16 protein-coding genes and 1 pseudogene are annotated in these 20,794 nt (G+C 42.3%); 13 read left to right on the forward strand and 4 right to left on the reverse strand.

Features of this window, described 5'->3' with window-relative positions:
- Positions 1–299: 299 nt before the first annotated feature.
- The 6 genes from ACKU40_RS16915 (at position 300) to ACKU40_RS16940 (ending at position 8,813) form a co-directional block, all read left to right on the forward strand.
- Positions 300–1,139: a TnsA endonuclease N-terminal domain-containing protein gene (locus ACKU40_RS16915; protein WP_320173960.1), complete on the forward strand. Its 840-nt coding sequence runs from the start codon at positions 300–302 to the stop codon at positions 1,137–1,139.
- The gene (locus ACKU40_RS16920; RefSeq protein ID WP_320173961.1) at positions 1,136–3,277 is read left to right on the forward strand and encodes a Mu transposase C-terminal domain-containing protein; all 2,142 of its coding nucleotides are present in this window, start codon (positions 1,136–1,138) and stop codon (positions 3,275–3,277) included. Before ACKU40_RS16915 ends, ACKU40_RS16920 begins: the two co-directional genes overlap by 4 nt.
- Positions 3,267–4,877, forward strand: coding sequence for an ATP-binding protein (locus tag ACKU40_RS16925; RefSeq protein WP_320173962.1), 1,611 nt, complete (start codon positions 3,267–3,269; stop codon positions 4,875–4,877). The genes ACKU40_RS16920 and ACKU40_RS16925 overlap by 11 nt, the downstream gene beginning before the upstream one ends.
- Positions 4,874–6,424, forward strand: coding sequence for a TnsD family Tn7-like transposition protein (locus tag ACKU40_RS16930; RefSeq protein WP_320173963.1), 1,551 nt, complete (start codon positions 4,874–4,876; stop codon positions 6,422–6,424). Before ACKU40_RS16925 ends, ACKU40_RS16930 begins: the two co-directional genes overlap by 4 nt.
- Complete coding sequence (locus ACKU40_RS16935; RefSeq protein ID WP_320173964.1) at positions 6,397–8,064, forward strand: hypothetical protein; 1,668 nt, start codon at positions 6,397–6,399, stop codon at positions 8,062–8,064. Before ACKU40_RS16930 ends, ACKU40_RS16935 begins: the two co-directional genes overlap by 28 nt.
- A gap of 98 nt (positions 8,065–8,162) precedes the next feature.
- Positions 8,163–8,813 carry a tetratricopeptide repeat protein gene (locus ACKU40_RS16940; protein WP_320173965.1) on the forward strand — a complete coding sequence of 217 codons (651 nt, stop codon included), beginning with the start codon at positions 8,163–8,165 and terminating at the stop codon, positions 8,811–8,813.
- Positions 8,814–8,867: 54 nt separating this feature from the next.
- Here ACKU40_RS16940 and ACKU40_RS16945 read toward each other — a convergent pair whose 3' ends face one another.
- From ACKU40_RS16945 to ACKU40_RS16960, 4 genes are read right to left on the reverse strand one after another with little or no spacing between them, the layout of a single operon-like run.
- Entirely contained in the window at positions 8,868–9,797 is a 930-nt protein-coding gene (locus ACKU40_RS16945; RefSeq protein ID WP_320173966.1) for a hypothetical protein, read from the reverse strand.
- Positions 9,798–9,806: 9 nt separating this feature from the next.
- Positions 9,807–10,292, reverse strand: coding sequence for a helix-turn-helix transcriptional regulator (locus tag ACKU40_RS16950; protein WP_320173967.1), 486 nt, complete (start codon positions 10,290–10,292; stop codon positions 9,807–9,809).
- Positions 10,293–10,302: 10 nt separating this feature from the next.
- Positions 10,303–10,917 carry a hypothetical protein gene (locus ACKU40_RS16955; RefSeq protein WP_320173968.1) on the reverse strand — a complete coding sequence of 205 codons (615 nt, stop codon included), beginning with the start codon at positions 10,915–10,917 and terminating at the stop codon, positions 10,303–10,305.
- Positions 10,914–11,126: a hypothetical protein gene (locus ACKU40_RS16960; protein ID WP_320173969.1), complete on the reverse strand. Its 213-nt coding sequence runs from the start codon at positions 11,124–11,126 to the stop codon at positions 10,914–10,916. The genes ACKU40_RS16955 and ACKU40_RS16960 overlap by 4 nt, the downstream gene beginning before the upstream one ends.
- A gap of 177 nt (positions 11,127–11,303) precedes the next feature.
- Here ACKU40_RS16960 and ACKU40_RS16965 point away from each other — a divergent pair, with 177 nt between their 5' ends.
- The 7 genes and pseudogenes from ACKU40_RS16965 (at position 11,304) to ACKU40_RS16995 (ending at position 20,751) form a co-directional block, all read left to right on the forward strand.
- Positions 11,304–11,981 carry a multiubiquitin domain-containing protein gene (locus ACKU40_RS16965; RefSeq protein WP_320173970.1) on the forward strand — a complete coding sequence of 226 codons (678 nt, stop codon included), beginning with the start codon at positions 11,304–11,306 and terminating at the stop codon, positions 11,979–11,981.
- A gap of 2 nt (positions 11,982–11,983) precedes the next feature.
- Complete coding sequence (locus ACKU40_RS16970; RefSeq protein ID WP_320173971.1) at positions 11,984–12,382, forward strand: E2/UBC family protein; 399 nt, start codon at positions 11,984–11,986, stop codon at positions 12,380–12,382.
- Position 12,383: 1 nt separating this feature from the next.
- Complete coding sequence (locus ACKU40_RS16975) at positions 12,384–13,796, forward strand: ThiF family adenylyltransferase (protein WP_320173972.1); 1,413 nt, start codon at positions 12,384–12,386, stop codon at positions 13,794–13,796.
- Between the two features lie 194 nt (positions 13,797–13,990).
- The gene (locus ACKU40_RS16980) at positions 13,991–14,146 is read left to right on the forward strand and encodes a DUF6527 family protein (RefSeq protein WP_407944339.1); all 156 of its coding nucleotides are present in this window, start codon (positions 13,991–13,993) and stop codon (positions 14,144–14,146) included.
- A 439-nt stretch (positions 14,147–14,585) separates the two neighbouring features.
- A pseudogene (locus ACKU40_RS16985) lies at positions 14,586–15,253 on the forward strand (DUF4037 domain-containing protein).
- A 289-nt stretch (positions 15,254–15,542) separates the two neighbouring features.
- Positions 15,543–19,229 (forward strand): DUF4347 domain-containing protein, encoded by a 3,687-nt coding sequence (locus ACKU40_RS16990; RefSeq protein WP_320173973.1) that lies wholly within the window; start codon positions 15,543–15,545, stop codon positions 19,227–19,229.
- A gap of 76 nt (positions 19,230–19,305) precedes the next feature.
- Positions 19,306–20,751, forward strand: coding sequence for a TolC family protein (locus ACKU40_RS16995; RefSeq protein WP_320173974.1), 1,446 nt, complete (start codon positions 19,306–19,308; stop codon positions 20,749–20,751).
- The last annotated feature ends 43 nt before the right edge of the window (positions 20,752–20,794 follow it).

The raw sequence follows: 20,794 nt of genomic DNA on the forward strand, positions 1-20,794 counted from the left end.
AAGGCCGCTTCTGTTAGACTGAAAATATGGTCTAAAACAGGAGCGGCTTTCCTATGTCAAAAAGAAGTAATGGCTTAACAGAGGTAAAGATCAAGAAGTGGATCAAAGAAGGGCGTGGTTCTGGACGTGGAACCGATTACTCTCCTTGGTTGCGAGTTAGGTGTGGACAGACAATGAAGTTTGATAAAAAGACAATTAGTTTGATAAAAAAACAATTAGTCTGATAAAAGTAAAAATAGTTTGATAAAAATAGCCTTCCATTGGTATGATGAAAATCATTTCCAAAGGAAGGCTTTTTTATGGCGAGGAAAAAATATTCATTTGACGAGAAGAAGATCCAGAGATTTTTGGACGAAGGCCGTGGAAAAGGGACAGGGGCTGACTATAAGCCTTGGCTGACTGTTCAGGATATTGCTGCAAATTCTAATACTGTTAGGCCTGTTGGTTGGAAAACCGGACGGCTGCATCATTTGTTATCCCAGCTTGAAAGAAATTACTTTTTCTATCTGGAATGGGCAGATGAAGTGATTGATATCCGTGAGCAATATCCTTTGCTGCCTTTGGAGGAAACAATTTCGATTGCTGCAGAAAGAGGGATTCGTCACCCCTGTGATCCCCATACAAAAGTACAGATCCCTTTGACTACGGACTTTTTCATTACTGTAGAGCGCAACGGAAAGCAGGATTACCTCGCCAGGACAATAAAGCCTTCAGAGAAGTTAAATAATAAAAGAGTATTAGAAAAGTTTGAAATTGAACGCCGTTATTGGAAGTCTCGTGGAATTGATTGGGGGATTGTCACAGAGCGGCAAATTTCGAAGACGGTTGCAACAAATATTATGAGTTTACATTCGAAGGGAATCCTCGGCGAGAACTTAAAAGATTCCCTAGTTATTGATGATGCGCTTGAGCGGATATTTGTCGGTTTACAAGTGCAGCATCATGTAAATGTAAGCGCCTTGCTTGCTGAGATAAGTAAGGGACTGGATATGTCTGCGGGGGATTGCAGGGCTTTATTTTACTATTTGGTCGCGAAGAAGCTGATTCGTTTTGATCTGACTGTTGATTGCTCAAAAGATGTGCCGCTGATGGCTTTTACTCCTGTCGGAGGCTGGCAGGAATGGAGGGATGCTATATGAAAGTATTCCTTAAAAATGAAATTTTTAGGCTCAAAGATCAGGATGAGTCTTTCCGAATTTTGTGGGTGAATCCAGATAACAGTTATTTCTTTGCCATTGATATTGATTCAGAAAAGGCTTGGCCGGAGAGATTTGATGCTGAACAGGTTCGAGATGAGATTGATGCTGAAAATGCTGATTTTTCGATTGCAGATAAATATTCAAATCATATCAAAGCTGACGAGATACCAGATAAGTGGAGGAAAAAGCAGACGTTATTGTGGAGTGTGATCAAGCCTATTGTTTCAGTTGTGCCGGATGTGTTTGAGAAAAAGAAACGGAACCGGCTTATAAAATTATATTGGGATTCGGAGTTGGTAACCCGTCTTACCTTGACACGCACTATTCGTAGATATTGGCAGCGCGGGTTGTCTAAAATGGCAGTTTTGCCTGACTACAAAAATTCCGGGACAGCTCATATAAGTGATGGACAGGGAAAGCCGAAGAGGGGAAGGCCGCGAATATTTGATGTGGTGCAAGGGGTTAATGTCGATTCACAAATAAAGAATATTTTCAGGAAATCTGCTCGTAGTTTTTACCAGAAGAATCCCGAGGGAACTTTTACCGACGCTTATAAAGACATGATTAGAGTTTATTTCTCTGATGTTGATTGCCATGGTGAGCTACAGCCCAGACATGAATCAATGCCTACATTAAGGCAGTTTAAATATTGGTATAAAAAGGAATGCGATCTGGAAGCAGAACTCCGTGGCAGGAAGGGCGATAAAAACTATGAAAAAGACCATCGTCCAATTTTAGGAACTTCTAATGCGGAAGTTTATGGCCCAGGTGCTATTTTTCAGATCGATTCGACTGTCGGTGATATTTATCTTGTCTCCAAATTAGATTCGAAAAAGATAATTGGTAGGCCTGTCATTTATGAAGTGATCGATGTGTTCAGCAGGATGGTTGTGGGGTTATACATTGGGGTGGAAAACGCTTCACATCTTACTGCTGCAGAAGCATTGGTCAACGCAATGACTGATAAGGTTGAGTTTTGTAAATCTTACGGAATTGATATTCGTTCGGATCAGTGGCCAAGCTTTCATGTTCCCGATGCGATCCTAGCTGATAATGCTGAATTGAAAGCTAAGCAGATTGAGAATTTTATCGAGGCTTTTTCTGTCAGGGTAGAAAATACGGGCTCGTATCGTGCGGATTGTAAAGGGATTGTTGAAAGGCATTTCCGTACAATCCAAGCGACTTTCAAAAGACATTTGAGCGGGACCATCGATAAGGATTTCATGCAACGAGGTGCAAAAGATTATAGATTGAGTGCTAATGTTACAATCGAAGATTTTACTCAGGCATTTATCCGTTGTATTCTTTTTCACAATAACTCTCATGAAATAACTAAGTACGATAAGGATTTTGAAATGATGGTCGAGGGTGTCCCGGCTATCCCCATCGAATTATGGAATTGGGGAATTGCCAACAGATCCGGCACCCTGAGAACATATTCTGAAAATGTAATCAAAGCTCATTTGTTGCCTCGATCTTCTGCCAAGGTAACCCGAAAAGGAATAGTCTTTAAAGGGAATTACTACCACTGCGCCAAAGCTCTGGAGAAAGGATGGTATGTCCAGGCGGGCAAGAAAAGCTGGACAATTGATGTGGCTTATGACCCACGGAATATGAGCCATCTCTATATCCCGCAGAAGGACCGGCTTGAATTTGATGTTTGCAATTTGACTTCGAAAAGTCGAGCTTTTGAGAATATGTCGTTATGGGATTTGCAAGAGCTGCAGAAGAAAGAAAAACAAGGTGTTGCCAGACGAAAAAGAGAAGAGTTGACTGCTCAAGTTAATCTTGATGCTCAACTGCTTGAAATTGCCCGGTCTGCCCAAGCTAGGCAAGTCCAAAGCGGGCCTGAAACACGAAGTAAATCAGAGCGTGTTAGTAACATCAGGGAGAACCGCGAAAAGGAAAAGAAGTTATCGCGGGCTGACGATGCAATGGTTCTGACAGAGCGTAAATTCAGAGGACAGAAAGCTCCTGTAATTTCTATTGCTCAGGAAGAAGTTGAAGAAGACTTTTCATATCCTAACCGTGAGAAGCGGCAGATAATTATAAAGGAGCGGGAAGAGAATGAAAGATAATTGCTTGGATTCATTTGAAATCGCTCAGTATCGTGAACAAATTGTTCCTGAATACAGAGGAGTTCCTTTAATTGAGGCTCTACCGGACATTCTCAGCGAAGAGGATGCTCTGGAAGTTCTTCCGTCAAGGCCTGCTTTCGATGAGATAGAGCGAAACCATCCTGCATCTATAAGGATTCACTACCTTTCCAGAATTAGGGATTTTTTTGAAGCCTTCCCTCATCATTTTGAGTTGCAGGAACAAATTTCTACCATGATTCGTGGCGGCTATCTGAACCGTAACCCAGCTTCGTCCGCACATGTAAAACAGCTCAATGATGGCTATGAACGGGTTCGAAGAAAAGATCATACCTATATAGAAAAGTCACTTCCGTCCACGGCGGAATGCATTTCTATTATTGGAAATTCAGGCTCAGGAAAGACCGAGGCCTGTTTAAAGGTTCTCTCTCTGTATAAGAAGGTTATCGTCCATCCTGACTATGGTATACATCAAATTGTATGGCTGAAAATCGATTGTCCAAGCGTTGGATCTTTGAAGCAGCTTTGTATGAGTTTCTTTTTAGCTGTTGATTCTCTATTGAAAACTCAATATTGCACTGATTATGCTTCCAGAGGAAAAACTCCGGATGAAATGTTGGCGCATATGGCTTCTGTTTCAAATCTTCATTGTATCGGACTCCTTGTGATAGATGAGATTCAGCATCTGATGTCGTGTAGAGAAAGTGAATCTACCAAGATGATGAACTTTTTTGTAACACTTTCCAATACTGTTAACGTACCGATTGTTTTAGTTGGGACACCTAAGGCCCTTCCTTTATTGCAAAACAATCTGAGACAAGCCCGTAGAGCTAGTGGGGCCGGTAGTTATAGGTTCCCTCGGTTTGCAAAGGATGATCCAGATTGGCAGGAGTTACTGAAGAATTTATGGAAATACCAATGGGTAAAAAATCCGGGATCACTGACTGAAGAGATAAAAGATGTATTGTATGATGAAAGTCAGGGGATATTAGCCCTGTTAACCTCTCTTTTCAGGCTTGCACAGCATCGAGCGATTTCAACCTCATATGAAAAGCTTTCCGCAAAATTGATTAGTCATGTGGCAAAGGAAAAAATGTCAGATGTTCAACCCATGATTACAGCCTTAAAAAATAATGATGAAGATGCCCTCTTTCGCTATGATGATATTTTGACTGATTTTATTCAGCACACTGCCCCTACAGCTTTTAATGCAAGCACTTCGCAGCCATCCCAGCTCCATATTCCACCTGAATTAGCAAACGCTTTTTATTTGCTAGCGGAGGATGGGTATAATGCAGAAGATATTCTGGGTGCCTTAAAGAAAGCTGTGGAAATGGTACCTGATGCATCGTCTTTTCGACTGAGTCATGTGGCTTATGAATTTTTGACCGATAATTCTTTAGCTGAAGGTAAGAAGAAAAAACAAAATCCTCTCAAGAAAGTTGAACCACAGGATCTCGAAGTTGATGATCTTTTGCGGGGGTATTATGAAGCCGAGGATGAGGATATTGGTGTATATGAAATTTTGGACGAGACCGGGGTGATAAAGCATCCAAAGAATGATTTTGATCTATATCAATGATTGCTTACTTTCCTCACCCTTATCCTGATGAAATTTTATACAGCCTTCTTGCAAGGTTCAGGCGTCATACGTGCGAGCGAAGTTATAAGCGAGCCTGTCGGGCTTTATTTGCCAAAAAAGATGTAACTGCTTCGGTGTATTTTCAAAGCCATATTCGACAGTTGCATCAGCGTATCAAGCATTTGTTCCCGTATTCAGAACAAGATCTTGTTCACAACCACACCTTCCTACCATTTTTTACGGCCTATACGACTCCTGAAGTGGCTCAGAGGGCCTATGAATCATCCCTGAATAATCGAGGCGGAGCGTTAAATGTTCTCCTTGGTACTGCTGCAAATTCGGTTGAGTTGCCGGGTGTGTTGAAATTTTGTCCTGCATGTCTGGATTCTGATTTCGCGAGATACGGTGAGACTTATTGGCGTCGATTGCATCAATTGCCGGGAGTCTTGGGCTGCCATGAGCATATTCTTCCTTTACACGAGAGTCTGGTTGCAGTGACTCAAAGGAATCGTCATGCGTTTATTGCCGCAACGAGGCGTAATTGCAGAGTAGGCAAGGATTTCAGGCTGTCTGTTTATGAAAACGATCCTAATGTCTTTGATGACATAGCCCGTGCCTACCAAAGGATTGTTGCTGATGAAATTCGTACCGAGCCCCACGAGAAACGAACAGCAAGATATTTTGCCCTCCTCAAGAAGAAAGGCTTTATAAAGGGGCGCGACTCTGTTTCTCAGGAGAAGCTATTTGACTCCTTTTCGAGTTATTACCCCAGTGAGTTGTTGGAAATCCTATTTTCCACTGTTGATATTTCGAATGATTCCTGCTGGCTGAAGGCTATTTCAAGGAAGCACAGAAAGTCTTTTTCTCCAGTGCGGCATTTCTTATTTAGTCAATTTCTGAATGCCCTGCCTGACGCACGGAAAAAGAAATTGCCCAAGATATGTGTGTATCCAAAGTATGTCCCTCCCCATCAGCAACGGAAAACGAATCGAGAGATGTGGCTAATGCTGCAGGACGCAAATTCAGGTTTTTCGAAAACTCAGCTAAGAAAGCTGAATCCCAAACTTTATACGTGGCTGTACCGACACGACAAACAATGGCTTAGTGAGAATTCTCCTGCCCTGCTTCAAAGCCAAGGCAGTCCCGGACATGTGAATTGGGAGCGGCGTGACACGGAAATGCTTAAAGCTGTTCGACAAGCTGTAATTGATATTCATATGGAGATTCCTCTTCGTAGAGTTACCATATCGCGGATTGGAAAGAGGCTGGGATGCTTGGCAAATTTAGAGCATAAGTTGGATTATTACCCTCGGACCAAAGCGTTTTTAAAGGAACGGTTGGAATCTGTTGAAAATTTTCAAGTACGGCGCATTTTTCATATTGCACGCACAGAGTATTGTGCCGGCCGCAGGTCAAAAGATTGGGAAATTGTTCGTCTGGCCGGTCTGAAAACTCCGGTTAAGCCTGACTTGGAGAAGGCTGTTTCATTAGCACTCAAAACCTATTCGGATGGATTTATATGCAGAGAACCACTTTTAAATATTTAAAAGACCGGGGGGAAGTTCGAGTCTACTGGTATGGTGATACCTTTGTCTTAAACAGTGGCGGATTTATAAATATTGGATTTCTTGATGTTGTTGCGGATAAAATTTTCTTTGAAAAAGTTCCTTTCGCCGAGATCATTGTCCATAGGCTTGGTCAGACGTATCTGAATGGGAAGGTGTCAACGCCTTCGAATAAAGCGGCTTTTGAACATAAAAATGTTACGATTCCTGACCTTTCATTTGTCGAAATCTCAAATACAGTGGATGCTGTCGGTACAGAAATTCATTTGTTTTACGAGAGTGAATTCATGCGTCAGAAGGTTTTGATATATCGGGTCGATGGTGTTGAGTATATAATTCCCGCTGTCGAGTTGATCCGTGCTCTTTTTCTGCATCATAAAGTCTTGTGCGAAGCCCTTATGCAGCCGTCAGGGATAGATAGACTTTATCAGCGTCCTTTATCCTGTGATAGTCCTCTGTTTGAACTCAACTTTACAAAATTAATTCCTACTAGTTTGGTGAATGATGATTTTGCAGAATTTTTAGCTTGGATTGTTGCGACCCCCCAGATTTTGAACTCATGGAATTCAATTTATGCAGATGTAATGAAGCAACGAATCGGACGTTCCCAAGGCTGGGGTGTTCAGCTTTGCTTATCTCTTCCGCAGATAATTGATTGCAAATTGAATCTCCGCGGCATCTCATGCGGTAATAAATTTATTGTGTCCGAGATTGAGTCTATTGGTGGCTTGGAGTATTTCTTTAAAGAGTTAGTGTATAGGCATCCATCAATTAAAGAAGTTACTGATGTGACATCCGGAAAAGGGCGCGTGGCTGGCTCCCGGTCCGGTGGCGGCACGGAGTTTATTATTGGAGTTGATGAGCCTCCTTCCGCAGGAGGGCCTGAAGGAATTCTTCGTTCGCCTAAGACTTTTGCTGCGTTCAAGAATAGGGCAAAGATCCGTAAAGATTACTTTGAGTCTACGACTTCTAGCAGAAGTAATAGTGAAGGCGGTAAGCCGGCCAGTGGCGGTCCTGACCAAGGCAATGACAAAACTTCGAAAATTAAAAAAGTTAGTTCTGGAAGATCTCGCGCTTATGCGAGCAGTAAGCTTAAGTCAATTGAGTATAAGGGGCTTGAAGTGTGTCATGATCTTCCTGACAACGCTTTGCAAGATTTTACTGATGCTGTGGCGTTGATGCCAATGATGTCCAGAGATTTAGATGTTTCGCACTCTACAGTGTTTTTACCGAGAGGAAGAAATTTCTCCTTCGCGGGCACTCGGCGCAGGCTGTGCGGTGTTGTTGAGCTTAAGAAGGAAGGTAAACGGCCTGTTTATATTCTGGAGCCGGAGCGAACCGGCGGAAAAGCCCTTAAAACGATTTTATTTACTCCGCTACAGGATGATGTCCAAACTGGTGCCGAAGAGGTTTTAATAGACCTTTTACGTCGAATCGCGGCCTTCTCAGGGCGAGTCAATGATGACGATATTAAGCGTTTGTCTGGATCGTGGAAGATTGTTCGACTGGCGCATTGCCGGAGACATGACAATGCCGCAAATCAGAATAAGGATTCTTTGCCCAAAAGATGGGCGGCGCGGCTGGTTGGGACTGCTGTGAAGATGTGGGGAACCGATCTCTAAGTTCCTTTGTGTCTCGTAGAATTTGCCATAGTGCTCTATAAACGAGTGCGGTGGATTTATTTGCGTGTTTATTGGGCCTTCTCAAGGGGAGAAAGTTAATGAATGATGAACTCAGTCTTTTAGAACAGGCAAAAGAATATTTGAAAAAAGAAGAGTTTGTTAAAGCTTATGAAGTCCTTTCAAAGTGTGCTTTGAAGGAAGCTAAAATAAAAGCTTTTTTTTGGCTTAATGGCTTGTTTGAACAAAGAAAAGGGATTCCCGATGATCCAGAAGGAGCTTTTGAATATTATTCTTTTGCTGAAAATTTTAAGCATAAATATGCAACATATGAATTGGGTATAAAGTATCTTAATGGAAATGGGTGTCAGCAAAATTATGTAATTGCATATAAGAAAATTAAAACGGCCGCTGAGAATAATTATATTCAAGCTTATTATAAGCTTGGTAGTTTGTACTATGAAGGCCTTGGTACGCCAAAGAACTATGAACTTGCGGTAAAATGGTTCCTACAATCTCTCGAAAGTGGGCATATAGAGAGTGTCATACCTCTTTTTCAGCTTTATCGTAAAAATATATGTACGGTTGCTGATGGTGTTTATCTTTACAAGTACTTGAATATTGCTGCTGCCGTTGGTGTGGAGGAAGCAGCTTCTAGTCGAACCGAGCTCGAACTTAAATTGACTCCAGAAGAAATAGTTGAAGCTCAACGGGTAAGTCTGAAAGAGTGGGATGATGAAATTTTTAAGTAATGGATTCTATGCTGCTAACAGAATAATTATATGCTTGTGACTGTATTTTAGTAGCTAAATTTGGCCGGGAATAGTGAATATAGATTTGTGTTCTCCAATGCAGCGTCCAAGAGTTAGGGCTTGGTAATAATTGCAGAAAATTTCAATGGAAAAATCATAAACTTGTCCGTTAGTATTTTCGATTTGTATTATTCCTTCTCCAATAATTTGTTGCCGTCTGTATGAGCAGCAGCTTTCTATCTGCTTGTATATGTTTATTATGTCTGCAGAAAATTCGTCTGCAAAAGATTGTGATTGGATGAAATATTCACAAGGAGCACTTGGATCAATTGGGGATTTAGGATAGTATGGATGTTCTGAAATCATTCCGAACATTTTACTTTCAGTATGTGTACATTCGATAAAACGCCAAAAAGTTGTAGTAATTGAGTTGTTATAAAGGTTGTGTAGGTCTAAAATACTTTTAAATCGTGTGTCATAGTCATTGGCTGCAGACTCAAAGTGTTTTCCCAGAAATAGTAATCTTCCTGCTCCATAATTAGCTTCAGCTTCGATTTGAGCGTGGCAAGCGTTTGAAAGTGTATATTTGTCATCTCCAAGTAGTATGTCTGTGTGCCATGGAATTATTTCATGAGCTATTTCATGGGCTTCGTTCCAGCGGTGTTTTATCTTATGTAAATCGCCATCGATATATATCCTTTTTTGTTCAGGAATATATAGTGCTTTGAGATCAAAGTTACGTATTGCATTCCAAAGCGAGTCAGGGTGTTGAAGAATTTGTTTACCCGCAACCGTTAAGCGGTTGATAACCTCCGAAAGCAAACCATCATCATTGTTTGTGTAGTACTGTTTATCTAAGTTGAGCAAATCTAATACAGTAGATAAATCTAAAGGAGGCTCAGGATTACCAAGCCCCCTTAGAATTTTGTGAACACTTTTATCTATATCTGATATCGTATTTGCGTCCAAGATAATATTTTTCATACAGTGACGTTATTCTTTTTCAGATAATACAGCAACAAAAGTTTCTAATATTTCGATTTCTTCGGAGGATAGTTTTTTTAAAGGTTCAGAACTAGCAGCAAATGCTAAAGCTTTTTCTTCAATTCTTTTTTCTCTTTTTTCTGTTAAACCTGCAAGTTGCAATAGTTTTGTTATATTTAAATTGAAAAAATTGGCTAATGTATAAACTGTCCGTGGTGTTGGAATGCAACATGCGTTTATTTCAATGTTTTTAAGTTCTTTTAAATCTATATTGGCTTTTCTTGCTAGATCTTCATAGGAAAGGTTGTTTTTTTGTCTTAGCTGAAATATTAATTTGCCAAAAGCAACCCTCGCACCATCATATTGCGTAGTGGAGCAAGAATTGTATTCGCAATTTGTATGTCGTAAAGAGAGATCGCTACCAGCATTTATGTTGTAGCCGTACTCTTCTCTAGCCTTCCTAATGCACCATTCTTTTGAAAAATTTAATAGCATAAGTCTCTCCTTAAGCAGCAAAAGCCTTGGCTTCTTTGGGGGTCATTTCAAAATAACGCAACCCTTGATATGAAGGGTCGTTACCTAAGTCCACCATTCTTGCTTTACGGTAAAAGTCTTCTGCTTGGGGTAGCGAGTGTAACCCTATCCGACCTTTATATCCTTCATGCACACTTACCTGAATGGCTGTATTTAGAAAGATAGATCCAATTCCAGAGTATTTTCCAGGAGGCATAAAGCCTTTAATGTTCCAAGGGGCCGTTTCAATATAGTCTACATATATTAACGGTTTACCCTTTTGACTTTCAAGCCTGGCGGAATGAATTGATTTGGTTATGACCATTAGTCCTTCTGTTCTACCTTCACATACAATTGAGTATCCAGAGCATGCAAGAAAACTATTCGCGTGATTAGCTTTTTTGTCCCAGTCCCAGTGAAGTGAACCAGGGATACTTTTATGGAGCTGAGACTCCTGGCTAGCTTTGAGTCCATCCTTTTTGGCTGGTATCCAAAATTTTTTCCAGTCGGCAATTTGTTCTTTGCCGATTGTGCATAGTAGTTCCGCGTCAACAGGTTTGTCGGTAGGAATGTGAAGAAGTGAAATTGGGAAGGTTTGATTGGTCATATGAAAATTAGCTCCGCTTTTTCTTCTTTTTCTTCATCTTCAAAATATATTTTATGGCCTTGCTCTAGCCGTGTGTCCATCAGTTGATAGAAACGCAAGGCCATTCTCAGAACAGCTGTCTTACTCAATTCTTTTTTAGCTGACAGGGCTTCCAGGGCCTGCATCTCTTCAGGGGTCAGATTTAATGTCATTGTTTTTTTGGCTGCCATATCTCCTCCTTATTCTCATTTATAACTCTTTTAGCCAGTTTGTCAATTTATAAGAATCAAAAAAAAAGCTATTGACTAGCTAAAAAATAGCTATTATTTAAATCTTAAAAATGGAAAAAATATTTATAACCTGCGGCAGTCTGCCGCGAAAAATCCCTTTTAGGGAAGGAGTGCACTATGCACGATGAAGATTACAGCTTTGTTATTGATGGTACTGAATTCGCTATCGATGACCCCAAAGTCACTGGCCGCCAGCTTCTTGAGGTTGCTGGGAAGTTCCCTGTTGATGAATTTCTTATCTTTCAGTTTCTGAAGAGCGGACAGCTTGAAGAGCTCCGCTTAGACGAAAAAGTTGATCTGAGTGAAAATGACACTGAAGAGTTCTTTTGTTTCAAAAGCTCAGAATCTTATCGGTTTACAGTCAACGGAAGGCGATTTGAGTGGGGAGATGCATCGATTGCGGCCGGGATGGTTTTAAGGTTGGCAAAAGTTGCCCCTGATGCTGCGAGCCTGTGGCTTGAGGTTCGTGGCTGTGAGCCTGACAGGCTGATTAGCCTTGAAGAGTCCGTTGCCCTTGATCCTACCGGGATTGAACGCCTTTATACTTCCGAGAAAGATCCCGTTGTTGAGTATAAAATTAAAGTTAACGGTAAAGAGTTCTCAGTCACTACGGATCAGCTTACAGGGCGGGAAATTTTAGAGCTCGCAAGTTTGACTCCTGCAGAGAACTATACATTGCGGTTGAAAATTTCTGGTGAAAGGCCGCGGAAAGTAAGACTTGATGAAGAGGTTGATCTTACAAAGCCCGGTGTTGAAAAGTTTAAAGCTCTTCCGCGAGATCAGACAGAGGGATAATCATGGATATGAGAGTAGATTTTGAATTGCTGGAAGTAGATAAACTGTTTTTGAATGAATATGGCCTCCCGTGGGAGGCCATAAACGACGGATCGTCATGGATTTTAATTCATAATTTCCCGACAGGTTCAGGATACAACCATAGCCACGTTATAGCTGCCGTCAGAATGGAAACTGGTTATCCCAATGCACAGTTGGACATGGTGTATTTTTATCCCCCTTTGGCTAGAGTTGATGGTGTTGCAATCAATGCGACACAGGTAACGCAAGAAATTGACGGCAAAGGTTATCAGCGGTGGTCTCGACACAGAACTGGTCAGAATCCTTGGCGGCCCGGTGTTGATAATTTGGAAAGTCATGTGACTCTTGTCGAAGATTGGCTTGAAAGGGAGTTTGAATAAGATGTCTAAGGAATACATTTTAACATTTACCGAAGAGCAGCATCTAGCATTGAAGGCGCATTTTTATGCAGGAGATGGCAAAGAAGGTGTCGCATTTGCTGTTTGTGGCCAATGCAAGGGGGCAAAACGGCATCGCTTGTTAGTGCAGGAAGTCATTATAGTTCCTAATGCTAGCTGCTCCTTTCGGTCTGACTGTGCGGTTACTTGGTCAACTGACCTTATAGAACCTTTATTGGACAAAATTGAAGGTAAAAGACTGTCCGTGGTTAAGATTCATAGTCATCCGAATGGTCTTTCCTCTTTTTCAAAGGTTGATGATCAGAGTGATTCTGCTTTGTTGTCTGTACTAAATGGTTATTTAGAGAATGACGTGCCCCACGGTAGTGCTGTAATGCTGGTTAATGGGCATATGTTTGGTCGTATTTGGGATAAAAAAAATGAATTAATACCCTTAACTTCAATTAACGTTGTGGGTGATGATTTGCACTACTGGTATAGTCATCAGTGTGAGCGTGGTAAATGTGATTTTACTGCTTCGCACGCACAACTTTTTGGCAAGGGGACAACTGAGAGGTTGCGTGAACTCTCAGTTGCTATTGTCGGTTGCTCAGGGACAGGTAGCCCTCTTGCAGAGCAGCTTGCCCGGCTTGGGGTGAAGCGGCTTACTTTAATCGACGATGATATAATTGAAGCTCGCAATGTTAACCGTATTTATAATTCAACAATGGCTGATGTCAGCGCAGGAAAAAAGAAAGTTGAACTTACTAAATGCGCTTTAGACAGAATTGGAATTGAAACTGATATAAACGCTATCCCTTATAATTTGTGGGATCCAAGATCTGTAAAAGCTGTAGCTGAATGCGATATTGTCTTCGGGTGCATGGATTCGGTTGATGGTCGCTACCTTCTTAATTCCATAGCGACTTACTATATGCTTCCATACTTTGATATTGGAATACGTTTGGAGGCCGATCCTACAGGTATTGAACAGGGGGCAATTCGAGAAGTTTGCGGTACTATACATTATTTACAGCCTGGCCGTTCTAGTCTTGTGAGTAGAGGGCTGTTTAGCATGGATGATGTTTCGAGTGCAGGTTTGCGTCGTGTTGACCCTCAGGCATATTCAACTCAGGAAGCTGAAGGTTACATTTCAGGTGTTGTTGAGACAAGTCCTGCTGTGATTAGTGTGAATACATTAGGCGCATCTCTCGCGGTAAATGAATTGTTGAGCCGTCTTCATCCCTACAGGGAAGAGGGCAACTCAGAATATTCACAAGTTATATTTAGTCTGTCGAGTATGGAAATTTTTGGCGAGCCAGAAGATAATTCTTGCCTTATGTTTCGTGATAAAGTTGGTGTTGGCGATATTACCCCTTTGTTAGGCATGCCCGAACTTTCTGTAAGGAGTCGTTAGTGTTTAAGGTAAAGAAGTTGTTTAGAATATTTCTACGATGGTTTTATTCGGTACTGCCAGGTTATTCAACTTTTGTCGTAGAAGAGGAGCTTCCCAAAAAGCTCAAAAAGAGAGCCCTCTACGTTGTTCAAGAAGATGGATATGTTGAGTTTGCTGCAATGCTATGTCCGTGTGGATGCGGTAAAATTTTGTATATGAACCTCCTTACTGACGAGAGACCGTGTTGGCGAGTTAAAATACATAAAAACAATACAGCTAGTTTGCATCCTTCAGTCAATAGACAGAAGGGGTGTTGCTCTCATTTTTGGTTTAAAAAAGGGCGAGTTGTGTGGTGTGATGATGCTGAGTAGTTAAAATGTGTATTTTAAAGACTCTAATGTTGTGTAAAAATAATTGAGGGCCATTTTTTCATATGAAAAAATGGCCCTCTTAGGTTGTTGATCGCCTTAGAGTTCAGTATACAGCTTTGAGACTGAAAAACAAAATTTACGTAATGAGATATGAGGATTTGGCCTGACTCAGGGACTTGAGCTTTCAAGAGACTTCTACCGCCGTTGCGCGGAACCTATGATGCAAAAAGTTCTGGCGGACCTCCTTGATCAGCTGGCTATCGGGCTGGCTGGTGAGGGTTCCGAGTGTTTCGGCTTTGATGACGAACATTCACAGGATCATGACTGGGGTCCGGCATTTTGTGTCTGGGTACCTGATGATAAACTGGATGCTCTGCGCGGTCGGGTGGAGGGGATATTAAATTTTCTGCCCGAGACTTTTGAAGGCGTTCCCAGCCGTATGGTTCCCGGGAAACGCATTGGCCGTTGCGGATTGTTCGGCATCGGAGAATTCTACAGCAAATTTACCCGCTACAAGCGCCCTCCGCAGTCCGTGGAGGAATGGTTTGCCATCCCGGAACATTTTCTGGCCACCTGCACCAACGACGAGGTCTTTCGCGATGATGGCGGCGATTTTTCCGCCTACCGTCAGGCTCTGTTGGATTACTATCCGAAGATGTGCGCTTGAAGAAAATCGCCGCCCGCTGCGGAACCATGGCCCAGAGCGGGCAGTACAACCTGCTACGTACTGCCAAGCGCGGTGATGCGGTTGCGTCCTTGCAGGCTCTGTCCAAGTTTGTGGAAGCTACGCTTTCCCTGCAGTTCTTGCTGAGTAAAAAGTATATGCTTTTTTACAAATGGTCTTTCCGAGCCTGTCAGGGGCTTCCTACTGCCCAGCGCGTGCTGGCCAAGCTGAAGATCCTGATGGATTCATACAACGCCGCTGGTGCTAACGATCCTAAGGTTCTGGAAGCCAATATTGAAGCTGTCTGCGTGGAATGCGTGGCCCAGCTCCGGCAGGCCGGACTTTCCTCTGCCGAAGGTGACTGGCTCATGAGTCATGCGGAATTCATTCAGTCCCGTATCGGTAGCGAGTTCATGCGCAATCTTCCTGTTTTGATCGGTTAAGTTTTACAGGAAATATTGATTATCAAGAAACCCCGCTGTGTTTATGCATGGCGGGGTTTATTTTTTGTGGAGTGAAGCACTAGATATTTTCTCAAATATATCTGCTGCTAAGGTTTGTCGCTCTGTCGGCAACGTTTCACATGTCTCTTTTATAGACTCTCAATGATTCGTATGATAAATCCACCACTGTTTCTTAATATTCTACCAAGCTATCTTTGTTCTTATTCATAATCGATTAATTCTGACGTTGTGCAGAATTATTTTCTGGATACTAGAGAGGGGGCGGAACATGAGACTGGAAGAGAGAATTGTACTTGATGGTGCGGCTGCAGTTGTGGTTGAGCAAGCTGCTCAGGCTATGGCTGATGCGCATATAGTTGATAATACTGCTGACGCAAATGCCACACAGGATTCTCATGCTGAACATGATGCTAAGGACACTGCGAAAGCTGATTCCGGCTCTGCCGAGACTGCAGAAGCACCGGATGTTGCCGCGCTTCTGAAAGCTGTAGCTCCTCAGGGAAATCAGCCTGTCGGTGTTGCTCCTGCCAAAGATAATACAGCTACGGCTGTTCTTAAAGACAACTCTCAGCCTGAAGAAGATCCGGTCACTGTGCTGGTTGCCTCCAGCGGCCTTGCAGATGTTAATGATCTGCTCGGAGCCGCCAAGGAAAATGTGGTTACTGTTACCTATGACGGTGACTCCGCTAATCCTGATGATATTTTCAACAAAATTGAATCCGCTCTCGACGGCAAACAGGCCGCATCCATCGGCTTTGCCTCCCATTCTATTGGCTCCGGTTCCATTCATCTGGGCGGAGATTACTCCGTTGATGCCGATACCCTTCTTTCCAATCTTGAAATGACCGAATTCTGGAAGAATGTCGGCTCGCTTGTTGAATCTGATGGTCATATCGACCTGCTCGGTTGCGGTGTTGCCGGAGGCGAAGTTGGTAAGGATTTCATTGCTAAGCTGGAACAGATCACCGGACGCGAGATTGCCGCAAGTATTGATGATACCGGGAATACTGAAGCAGGTGGCAACTGGCTGCTTGAGGAAGGCGGGGTTGATCTTGCGCAAGTTTATTTTGATAGTGGGAAGTTGGGTGAGTTTGATGGGGTGTTGGCTACTGACTCAATTATAATTAATTTGAATTATGGCGGTACCCCACAAACTTTGTATGACGTTGATGGGGATGGATATTATGAGATTGATACTACTGAAAAATTGGTTGCTTTGTCACAAACAACAAATAAAACAGCAGACTGGTCCCGTAACTATGAACTAACAGGCGATATTCGTTTTAGCTCGGATGTGCTTAGTGTTGATTGGGATGGAGATGGAATGCCGTCTGACATGATAGGTTTTAGGCCGATTGGTTATCACACGGGGAATAAAGCTTCATTTGAGGGAACGGCCTTTAGCGGTAAGTTTAATGGTAATGATCATACAATATACAATTTATATACTAACCGCAAATTATATTATTATACGGGTTTGTTTGGGTATGTTGAAAATGCAAAAATATTTGCGCTAAATGTAACGGGAACGATATACGGAAGGACTTACACAGGTGGTCTAGTAGGAAAAGCAACTAACTCAATAATTGAAAAATGTTCCTTTGGTGGAGCGGTTCAAGGGTCTGGCTATTACGCAGGTGGATTAGTTGGTTTGCTATATAGCTCGTCTACAATAGAAAATTGTTCTTCAAAAGGTAGTGTGACTGGCGGTTATTGGGCTGGAGGATTAGTTGGTGGAGCTTCAGGGATCTCAACAGCATCTATTGTAAGAAGTTCTTCTTCGTCGACAGTTGACTGTGGCATTGGGGCTGGCGGACTTGCTGGTGTAATTTCTGGTTCAAATTTTATTAGTGACAGCTTTTCGAGTGGCAATGTCAATGGTGAAGCTGCAACTGGTGGGCTTGTTGCTGAGACACGAGGATCTAGCTCTGTAAGATTTAGTTATTCAACCAGTAGAGTTGATGGAAAGCAATCTGTTGGTGGGTTGATAGGTCAAATGCATGACTCAAGTTATGTTTCAAATAGCTATTCTTCAGGAATAGTAAATGGAGAAAAAAGTGTTGGCGGTTTAGTTGGAAGGAGCAGTGCAAATAATAAAATTACAAATAACTACGCTCTTAATAGTCAGGTAAATGGGGATACTGATGTCGGTAGAGTTGTAGGGTTGTTGTTAGGGGCTTCACTTTCAAATAATCATGCTAATAGGGCAATGCGTGTGACAGGAGGCTCTGTTAGTGCCAAAAGCTTGAGTGGTATTGATGGCGCAAACATATCAAACTCTCCTTACAATGCTTACAAAGACTGGGATCAAACATTATGGGAATTTCCCTCATCACATAATGATCACCCCACCCTAAGGCCAGACAGGATTGTACTTCCAAATCCTGACACTACTTCTGCTCCCAGCAACACCGAAGCATCAAGCGATAGCCCCAATGACAGCTCTTCTTCTGTAACACATGTTGTCGACACAAGTAATCATTCGTCTTCGAATGGAAAAGATATCACAGTTAAAGAATATGCAAGTAATTTGAATAAGAAATATAAAAATGAGGAAATTGACCGTAATCAGCTAGTAGATGAGTATATTGAAGGTTTGATTAAATATAACGACGACACCGATGATCCTAGTTCAAAGGCATTACGTCCAGACAAAGCCAGTGCTGCATGGGTGCAGCTTCGGGGGGGGGATGCTGATGGTGAGGCCTCTGAAGCTGCAAAGATAATTTTCGATAATCTACATTACGACGACACTGAAAAAAATAAAGATAAAACTTCGCTTACACCTGAAGAAAAAAAGATAGCAGAAGCTAACAATAAAAAAACAAAGAAATTAAATAGAGAAATCAAAATCCTTGAAAAACTTTATTCTGATCGCGGAAAGTCGTTTGACAGTGAGCAGTTTATTGATCTCTTTCTTGATGAAGATATAACCACCAGCGATAGAGTTTGGCGTATAATTAAGAATATAGAAGGGGACTCAACAACTAGCCAAAAAAGGATAAATAAGATTATTTATGGCGACGGAGCGAATTTGTTCGATGAGATTTATTTTGACACGGACAATAGTTTGGTTTTTTTGAAACAAAAAGATGTAAAGAAGATATTCAATTCTTATAATAAGAAAAGTAAACTGAAAGAACTGATACTGAACAGTGATGTGAATCCAGCTGATGCGCAAAAGGAAATTATAAACTTGAAAGATGACAAATCTTCTAGTGATTATATCAGGGTCCATGGGGATATTTATAACTATAGCACGAACAAGGTAGCATACCTTGATGGAGATAGTGTTGTTTATAAGGATATTGCTGAATTAAAAAATAATTTCAATGAAGATTTATACATAAAGCAAAATTCTGAAATGACTAAGGATGCATTGGAGGGTATATATGGTAAGGCTAGTGAGGATGTTACTGCATTTAGAAGTTTTATAAAAAAAGATGGTTCGTATAAGCAAGTATATTCGGCTAGCGACTCTCTTCAATGTGTAGCATTGATTAAGTCTGTAGTTTATTCTGTTACAGATAAAGCACCAAGTGGAAGTTTAGGTAATGGAAGATATGTCTATAGTGAGGTCGGAGATAAATCACATGGCTTGTTTGGAGATGGACAAGATGCAAGTTCGGCAGTCGAACCTCCTAAAGAAGGTGCTGTAATATCATTTCACCGCAGTAATTCTAAAAGAGTAGACACTGTAGGGCATGTAGGAATAGTGCGATCACAAACAGAACTGACAGATCATCCAGGGGTGTATAAGCTAGAAATTTTTGATCAAAACGACAACCCTAATAATGTCGTGTTTATTAAATTAGAAACTAAAGAGATATTAAATGACAATGGTGAAAAAGTAACTGTAGATGACGGTTTTATCACCGTTGCAGACCCAGAAACCCAAAAAAAATCATCTCTTGAGCTTTCTGGTTGGGCAGACCCAAAGGATTTAAGTGAATAACATGCGTCTCTTTTTGATAAATATACTACTAGTGTTCCTACTCCTCACAGCCTGCGGCCCCAAAACCGGCACAGAAATGAGGAACGAGAATCTGGCTAAGGACCTCTCCTTCACCCAACAAGCTGAGATGACCCTTTCGGGTCAGCACACAAATGCCACTGCGGATAAAGCAGGTGAAGCCATTATGGGCAGGGCTATTTCTCTAAGAGAAGCCATTGATTATGCCCTGAAGCATAACCTTGATGCGGCGGTATCCGAACATCAGGTTGCTGTGCAGCGCGAAGTGCTGACCGGATCGTACTGGCGCATGCTTCCTTCCCTAATGGGTAATGCGGAATTTTCCACGCAGGATTGGTATACTCCCAGTTCTTCCAAGAGTTGGGAAAGCGGACAGCAATCTCTGGAACCTTCCATTTCGCACGATCTGGAGACTTCTACCCAGTCTGTGGAATTGTCATGGAACCTGCTTAATCTGGCGGTTGATTTCCAGCGCACATTTCAGTCCAAAGCACAGCTTGGCATGAGCAAGCAACTGCTTAAGCGTGTGAAACAGAACCTGATTGTAAGTGTTATTCAGGCTTACATGCGCTGCGCCATTGCCAAGGATGCCAAAGACCGGGCTGATGACCTGATTGCCCGTGCTTTGAAGCGGCAGGAAATTATTATCAAACAGATGAAAGCCGGGAGCCAGAAAAAGAAAGATGCTTTGAATGGCCAGATTTCAATCATCAAACTTCGTGATAGCGTTCGCCGCTATGAATATGATTACCGTCAGGCCAAGAAGGAACTTGCACAACTGCTGGGTCTTGCACCTGCTGCGCAATTTACGATTGAAGGTATCAACCTTGCCGATGTTCCCAATGAAATGGCTATGAACCTTCCGGCATGGGAAAAGGAAGCACTGACATCGCGCCCTGAAATGTTTGAGATGGACCTTAGGGAAGACGAGGCCGTACGTGAGGCGGATATAGCTCTTACCCAGATGTTCCCGACCCTGACTCCTTTTGCCCGCTACAGCCGCGATGACAACTCATATATGTCACGCCACCAGTGGTGCAATGTTGGACTGCGCGTATCATGGGATCTATTTACCATTCCGCGTCTTTCTTCCGAACAGCAGACGGGTATGAAACGGGCTGCGGTGGTGCGTAAACAGCGGCAGGCACAGGCTCTGGCTGTTCTTGTACAGTTGAACTTGGCTGCCATTGAATATAGTGACGCCTACGAATCCCTTGGCATAGCTACCGAGCTTGAACAGAGCCAGAAAGAACTTCAGGATGTGATTGATCGGGAAGTTAAAGCTGGTACTGGCGAGAGTGAAAGTATTTTGTTGCAGACCAACCAGCAGTATCTTGAAGCTCGTGTAAAAAGGCTGCGCGCATATTCAGATCTGATCATTGCCAAGGCAAAAATTTACAATTCAATGGGCCGTAGCTTCGACCAGCAGGACTTGACCGCCACCGGCGGAATCGTCCTCAAACATGCTGAAGCCGAGGATGATATGTCCTACGCCCTGAAATAGATTAAAACAAACAATGCAGCCGGGTTATCCTTCTGGGATTTCC

This window comes from Maridesulfovibrio sp. (assembly GCF_963666665.1).
Classification (GTDB): Bacteria; Desulfobacterota; Desulfovibrionia; order Desulfovibrionales; family Desulfovibrionaceae; genus Maridesulfovibrio.